The following is a 6,508-nucleotide window of genomic DNA, read 5'->3' as shown; positions in this document are numbered from 1 at the left end:
GTGCGGACGGTTACGCCGGGAGGAAAGGCAAGCGGACGGAACCGGCCGGTGCCGCCTGGGCATCACAGGATTGCCACCTGGGCGTCACAGGGTTGCCTTGGCAACATCCTTGCGAGTGGCGGGAGGGGTTGCCTTCAACCTCCCGCTCGGCCCTTCGAGGAATGCGAGGCGCGGACAGGGCCAGGGCTCGCGCTTGCCCCGTCCGTTGGAACCAGCGTCCGTTGGAACCAGGGTTCGTGTCGTTCGCGGCGTTGAGGGCCACCGCGAAGAGCGAACCCGGGTTCCCATGTCCTCGCATCCCGGCACAGGGGTGCTTTATCGAGCGGTCACTAGCCCCCCGAGGCACCGGCCGTATGGACGAAGCGGCCAGACGTGACGCGTACACGCTTTGCCCCCGTCGCTGCAGCCAGCCTGGACTGGCCCTCACTACATAACCAAAATGGTTAGAAATGTCAAGGGGAATGTGCCAGAGGCGAGTCGCCGCGGCGTCTCAGGCCATTCCCAGGTCGCGGAGCTTGGCGCGCAGCGTGGCTTCGTCGAACGGCTTGACCACGTAGTCGTCGGCACCGGCGGAAATGCCCTTGTGGATGTCGCCCGCCTGCGCGTTGGACGTGCAGAAGATCACCCGCGGCACGCGGTCGGCCGGGGTCGCGCGCAGCCGGGTGACGAATTCGATCCCGCTCATCACCGGCATGTTCCAGTCGAGGATCACCAGGTCGGGCATTGCCGCCTTGCAGCGGGCCAGCGCTTCCTCGCCGTTCTCCGCCTCGGCCGCCTCGTAGCCGAGCCCCTCGACGATCCGCCGGGCGAGCTTGCGGATCATGCGCGAATCGTCGACCACCAGGCACCGGCGCAGGCGCGTCTGCGCCCGCGCGGCGGCGGCGGCGCGCGCTTCCGCCACGATCCGGCGCGTGGTGTCGTCCGCCGCGGGAGCCGGGGCGGCGGCCTGGGTCGGCGCCGGGGACGGGGTCGAGCCCGCCGCCGCGACAGGCGGGACGGCGGCAGGCGCGTTGCCTTCCGGCGCCGGCGCGCGGCCCTGCGCGCGGTTGCCGCCGGGCTTGCGCGAACGTTTGATCAGCCCGTGAATGGCGGCACCTCCTCTTCCCCCCAGATCGCCGCGTCGGGCCCGGCCGGGCGATCGGCGAGCGGCGAGCGCGGCGCGCCCCCCGGCCCGGGCGCGCGCGCCGCCTGGGCGGGCGGCGCAGGCGGGGCCGCGGGCTGTTCGTCGGGGGTCATGCAGACGTGGAGATAGGGGACCCAGACGTCGCCGAACTCGGCCTTCTGGTACCAGACGTCGAGCACGTCGTAGGATGCCCAGCACCCGTCCGGCTCGCGCAGGCGGATGCCCTCTCCGATCCGGGGGACGGCTGCGAAGCGCAACCGGTCCTGCGTCTGGTGCGTTTCGTTCTGGACCTCGATTTCGATCACGCGCGAGCCCCCGATCCTTGCTGTCGGCGGCGAGGCTAGTGGGCAATTCTTGCCGAATGGTAACGTTCGGCCTCGCCGGCCGGCAATGCGGGGCAGGCCCCTGGCGGCTGCCGGTTTCGCTTGCCCCGGCCCCCGCGCGCGCTACGATGGCAGGCGGGGTTGTGGAGGAGAAATGCCCATGGGCATCGTGCTGATAATGCTGCTGGTCCTGGCCGTGCTGTTCCTGCTGATGGCGGTGCGCGTGGTGAAGCAGGGATATGTCTATACGATCGAGCGGCTGGGCAAGTACACGCTCGCGGCCGAGCCGGGGTTCCACCTGATCATCCCCTTCGTCGACCGGGTCGGCCAGAAGGTCAACATGATGGAGCAGGTGCTCGACATCCCGGGGCAGGAAATCATCACGAAAGACAACGCGATGGTCGGCGTCGACGCGGTCGTCTTCTTCCAGGTGCTTGACGCCGGCAAGGCCGCTTACGAGGTGCACAACCTCTATGCCGCGATCATGGCGCTGACGACGACCAACCTGCGCACGGTGATGGGCAGCATGGACCTCGACGAGACCCTGTCGAAGCGCGACGAGATCAACGCCCGCCTGCTGGCGGTGGTCGATCACGCCACCTCGCCCTGGGGCGTCAAGATCACCCGGGTCGAGATCAAGGACATCCGCCCGCCGGTCGACATCTCGGAGGCCATGGCCCGCCAGATGAAGGCCGAGCGCCTGAAGCGCGCCGAGATCCTCGAGGCCGAAGGCGACCGCGCGAGCCGCATCCTGCGCGCCGAGGGCGAGAAGCAGAGCGCGATCCTTTCGGCGGAGGGCAAGCGCGAGGCGGCCTTTCGCGATGCCGAGGCGCGCGAACGCGCGGCGGAGGCGGAGGCCAAGGCGACGCAGATGGTCTCCGACGCGATCGCGCAGAGCGGCAACGCGGCGATCAACTACTTCGTGGCGCAGGAATATACCAAGGCGGTCGGCCAGTTCGCGACCAGCCCCAATGCCAAGACGATCCTGTTCCCGGTCGAGGCGACCCAGCTGATCGGCTCGCTCGGCGGGATCGGCGAGCTCGTGCGCGAGGCGGTCGGCAGCGGCGAGGGCGGGGCGAAGGCCGCGCCCGGCGACCGCGGGACCCCGCTGCCCCCGCGCGGCGGCCGCACCCCTTCGGCCAGCGTGCCGCGCACCGGCGAAGGGGGCTAGCGCATGGGCGGGCTCGATTCGCTCGATCCGCCCTGGGTCTGGATCGCGATCGGCCTCGCGCTGGCGGCGCTCGAACTGCTCGTTCCCGGGGTCTACCTGATCTGGCTGGCGGCGGCGGCGATCATCACCGGCGCGCTGACCTTCGTGCTCGACCTGGGCCTGGCGGTGCAGGTATCCAACTTCGTCTTCCTCGCGCTGATCCTGGCCTTTTCCGCCCGGCGCCTTCTGCGCGACAGGCCGATCGTGGGGGCCGATCCGCTGCTCAACAGGCGCGGCGGGCGGCTGATCGGCGAAACCGCGCTCGTCACCCAGGCCTTCGAAGGCGGGACCGGCCGCATTCGCCACGGCGACAGCGAATGGCTCGCGCGCGGGGCCGATATCGCCGCGGGCCAGCGAGTGCGCATCATCGGGCACGAAGGCTCGGTCCTGCTGGTCGAGCCGCTGACCCTGCTCGCCGACGAGGGCACCGTCCCGCCGGTGCAGAGCCCGCCGCCCGGCGGCGGCTAGGCCGCCCGGTCAGGCCGCGCTGCGCACCCGGTCGGCGAACCGGCCGTGCTTGCGATAGCGGGTCATCCAGCGATCGAGGAACAGCCCCAGCGGGCGCGGCTGCACGCCCAGCTTGTCGAGCCCCGGCAGCTTGCCCGACGGGGTATTGCCCTGGCGCAGCAGGGCCCACTGGTCCTCGTTCATCGGGGTGCCCGGCAGCGCGGCGAAGACCCGGGCCAGGCTGTCGGGCACGGGCAGGAAATGCCGCTTGCGCCCCTGGCCGCGGGCGATCCGCCGGTGCAGCTCCATCACTTCCAGCGCCTCGGGCCCGGCGATCTCGTATGTCTTGCCCGCGTGGCGCGCCGGATCGGCCAGCGCCGCGGCCACGGCATCGGCCGCGTCGTCCACGAACAGCAGCTGCAGCCTGGCCTCGGGCGCGAAGACGGGTACGACGGGGAACGTCGCGATGATATCGGCCAGCATGTTCACGAAGCCGCCGTTCTCGGCGAAGAGGATCGAGGGGCGCAGGACGGTCGCGCGCGGGAAAGCCTCCAGCACGGCGTCCTCGCTGCGGGCCTTCGCCTCGGCATAGCTGGCGGGGGAGCCGGCATCGGCCCCGATCGCGCTGATGTGGACGAAGGTGCCTGCACCGTGTTCGGCCGCGGCCCGGGCGACGTTGCGCGCGCCGCCGCAGATCAGCTTCATCAGGTCGCCTTCGAAGGCGCCGACCAGGTTCACCACGGCATCGGCCCCGCGCACCGCGGCCTCGGCCTGGGCCGGGTCGCGCACGTCGCAGGGCATGAAGGCGATCTGGCCGAGGTTGGCCAGCGGCTTCAGCGAATGGGCCTTGCGCGGATCGCGGCTGGCGATGCGCAGGCGCGCGCCGCGTTCCAGCAGGGCCTGGGCCACGTGGCGCCCGAAGAAGCCGCTGCCGCCCGTCAGCGTCACCAGCTTGCCGTGAAGGGGATCTTTTGCTGCCATTGTCTCGTGCCGTTTCGTTTGCGCGTCGTTCGCGACTCCGCCGCCGCATTGCCCCAATGCGCCGCGGGCCGCAACCGCCCCCGCACCACGCGCGGAAGGCGTTGACAAGTCCCCCCCGCCTTCGCTAGTGGCGCGCCCCTACCCGCGAGCAGGACGACGAAGACCCGCTCGCATCCGTGCCCAGATGGCGGAATTGGTAGACGCACCGTCTTCAGGTGGCGGCGGGGGCAACCCCGTGGAGGTTCGAGTCCTCTTCTGGGCACCATTTGTTCTTCTCACGTTCTCCCAAATAATCTATAAAACCCGCAGAAATCCTAGGGATTCCGCCCTTGGATCGTCTCGGAATGTCCCGCCCAATCTCGGCCGTTCCAGACACTTTTGTGGGCCTTTTGAGGTCTTTTCGCAAAAGCCCACATTTGAAAGGCCCCCACATGCCGCTGACAGATACTCGCCTCCGCGCACTCAAGCCCAAAGATAAGCCGTACAAGGTAACCGATGAGCGCGGCCTATATGTCGAGGTCACGCCGACCGGCGGCAAGCTTTGGCGATTCCGATACCGGATCGGCGGTGCGCAAAAGAAGCTCTGCATCGGCAGCTATCCCGACATAAGCCTCAAGCAAGCGCGAGACGTGGCCTACGAGGCACGACGAGCTGTTGCTTCTGGCGGCGACCCGGCCTTTGAGAAGCGGAAGCGGAAAATCCGCGCCGAGTTCCTTTCTGCACAGACGTTCGAGGCAGTCGCACGTGAGTATATTGAACAGACAACGTCCTAGGTCGGGAAGCAGCTGTGGGACAAGGCCAGCAGGTCTCGTTGCGCCGATCATGACCGGCGCAAATGTCTTTTTGATCCAGATGGCTTCCATCGTCAAGGAATGCGCTCTCGGCCATAGCAAACACAGGATCCAGCGGCCGCATCGGTCGTGGTCCTAACCGTCCTTAAAATGAGATGCGGATGCCAGATGGAAGGCCCGAACATTATCTACAGGGTCGCAGTTGCGCCCTCACGGCACAGCAGAGAGGGGTCCTTCCATCTGGTGTCCGCCCGTTCGAGGAACGGGCGGTACTCGGTTCCCGTCTTGATGACGGCGTGCGCGACGCGCGCCATCTTGGCGGTGAGTGCAGTCATTGCCTTGCGGCGGCGATCGGGGTCGTTGGCGTGTCCTTCCATGTATCGGCCCAGCTTATCGCGAAAGCTGTTGTCGCGTTGGCGAGCGGCGACTTGTGCGGCCATCCAGAAAGTGCGGCGCAACCGAGCATTACCATACTTGGAAAGCTTGGTCCGACCGCGGAATGTGCCGGACTGGCAGGTGGCCAGATCGAGCCCGCAGAACTTGAGGAACTGGCGATGGTGGGCAAACCGTCGAAGGTCCCCGGCCTCGGCGAGGATGGTCAGCGCGTTGATCGGGCCGATGCCAGGGATCATACGAAGCAGCTGGTAGTCACGGTTCTCGCTGAGCATGGCATGGGCGGCTCGCTCGATCTCGTCACGTTGGCGGATCAGACTGCGCGCTTGCGCGATGACCATGCGAAACATGGCAATCGCCACAGAATCCTCATCGACCGGCAGTGCGACGGATGCGCAGGCGGTCTCGTAAATATCGTTGATTAATCGAGCCTTGGAGACCTTGCGGCCGACCAGTGACCACGCCTCGCGCGTGAATGCTTCCTGGCCAAGCGCTGTCATGCTCCCGGGCGTCGGAAACCGCTCGAGCAAGGCAAGAAACCAATCAGACCTGCTGTTGCCGGCGAAGCGCTCGATCTCTGGGAAGTAGAGCGGCAGGTAATGGGTCAGGATCCGGTGCCAGGTCTGGGTCTTGGCTTTGGAGATGGCCTCGTGTGTCTTCGACATCTCCTGCAGATCGTTAATCCCGGCGGCAAGCGGATCGACGTAGCGCTGGGTGGCGCCAATCCGCAGCATATGCAGGATCACCTGCGCGTCCTTGGAGTCGTTCTTGTCCCAGCCATTATGTAGAGCCTCTCGGGTCCGGGCCAAGGCTACGGACGAGATCAGGCGCAGCTCGAAACCTGCTGTGAGCAAGCGGTGCGCCAAGGTGCGGTGATAGTTACCGGTCGCCTCGAAGCCGACGACAATCGGTCTGCCAATATCAGCCAGAACGGACGCAAGGCGGTCGTAATCGGTCTTCGTCGCCATCACTGTCATACGCCGTCGCCGCCCGCCCTCCGGGCGTTCGATGAGGACCTCCTGGCGGTGCTTGGACATATCGATGGCTACCAGCACGGCATCGGCGGGTGTAGAACTGAGCTTGGTCATGGTCGGTCTGCCTCCAAAGTGTTGAGTCGACAACTTCACTTTAGAGACCTGATGACCGGTCATGACCGCCTTGATGAAGCCTGCGGGCGCTACGCGCCCTTGTCTCCATCAAGGCGAGCGCTGCCTTCGAGAGCCAGCTTCCCAATGTGCTA

Annotated in this window: 6 protein-coding genes, 1 tRNA gene and 1 pseudogene; 4 read left to right on the top strand and 4 right to left on the bottom strand. The window is 67.1% G+C overall.

Annotated elements, in window-relative coordinates; all coding sequences use genetic code 11:
• Positions 1–490: 490 nt before the first annotated feature.
• Both GRI72_RS14470 and GRI72_RS14625 read right to left on the bottom strand, forming a co-directional pair.
• Positions 491–856: a response regulator gene (locus GRI72_RS14470; RefSeq protein WP_160734604.1), complete on the bottom strand. Its 366-nt coding sequence runs from the start codon at positions 854–856 to the stop codon at positions 491–493.
• A 218-nt stretch (positions 857–1,074) separates the two neighbouring features.
• Complete coding sequence (locus GRI72_RS14625) at positions 1,075–1,428, bottom strand: hypothetical protein (protein ID WP_202389141.1); 354 nt, start codon at positions 1,426–1,428, stop codon at positions 1,075–1,077.
• 172 nt (positions 1,429–1,600) lie between these two features.
• Between GRI72_RS14625 and GRI72_RS14460 the strand changes: the two genes are divergently transcribed.
• Positions 1,601–2,617: an SPFH domain-containing protein gene (locus GRI72_RS14460; RefSeq protein WP_407675060.1), complete on the top strand. Its 1,017-nt coding sequence runs from the start codon at positions 1,601–1,603 to the stop codon at positions 2,615–2,617.
• A 3-nt stretch (positions 2,618–2,620) separates the two neighbouring features.
• Positions 2,621–3,124, top strand: coding sequence for an NfeD family protein (locus GRI72_RS14455; RefSeq protein ID WP_160734602.1), 504 nt, complete (start codon positions 2,621–2,623; stop codon positions 3,122–3,124).
• Positions 3,125–3,133: 9 nt separating this feature from the next.
• Here GRI72_RS14455 and GRI72_RS14450 read toward each other — a convergent pair whose 3' ends face one another.
• On the bottom strand, positions 3,134–4,084 hold the full coding sequence (locus GRI72_RS14450; RefSeq protein WP_160734601.1) for a complex I NDUFA9 subunit family protein: 951 nt from the start codon (positions 4,082–4,084) through the stop codon (positions 3,134–3,136).
• Between the two features lie 178 nt (positions 4,085–4,262).
• On the opposite strand from GRI72_RS14450, the gene GRI72_RS14445 reads away from it, so the two are divergent.
• Positions 4,263–4,349, top strand: a tRNA-Leu gene (locus tag GRI72_RS14445).
• A 166-nt stretch (positions 4,350–4,515) separates the two neighbouring features.
• On the top strand, positions 4,516–4,857 hold the full coding sequence (locus GRI72_RS14440) for an Arm DNA-binding domain-containing protein (protein ID WP_202389140.1): 342 nt from the start codon (positions 4,516–4,518) through the stop codon (positions 4,855–4,857).
• A 202-nt stretch (positions 4,858–5,059) separates the two neighbouring features.
• Here GRI72_RS14440 and GRI72_RS14435 read toward each other — a convergent pair.
• Positions 5,060–6,356, bottom strand: a pseudogene (locus GRI72_RS14435) (IS110 family RNA-guided transposase).
• Positions 6,357–6,508: the final 152 nt, after the last annotated feature.

This window comes from Pelagerythrobacter marinus (assembly GCF_009827515.1).
Classification (GTDB): Bacteria; Pseudomonadota; Alphaproteobacteria; order Sphingomonadales; family Sphingomonadaceae; genus Pelagerythrobacter; species Pelagerythrobacter marinus.
This window is presented reverse-complemented; position numbering and strand designations above follow the sequence as displayed.

Coding starts and splice junctions, on each gene's coding strand:
- GRI72_RS14450 (WP_160734601.1), bottom strand. CDS start 4,084: ATGGCAGCAAAAGATCCCCTTCACGGCAAGCTGGTGACGCTGACGGGC.
- GRI72_RS14455 (WP_160734602.1), top strand. CDS start 2,621: ATGGGCGGGCTCGATTCGCTCGATCCGCCCTGGGTCTGGATCGCGATC.
- GRI72_RS14460 (WP_407675060.1), top strand. CDS start 1,601: ATGCCCATGGGCATCGTGCTGATAATGCTGCTGGTCCTGGCCGTGCTG.
- GRI72_RS14440 (WP_202389140.1), top strand. CDS start 4,516: ATGCCGCTGACAGATACTCGCCTCCGCGCACTCAAGCCCAAAGATAAG.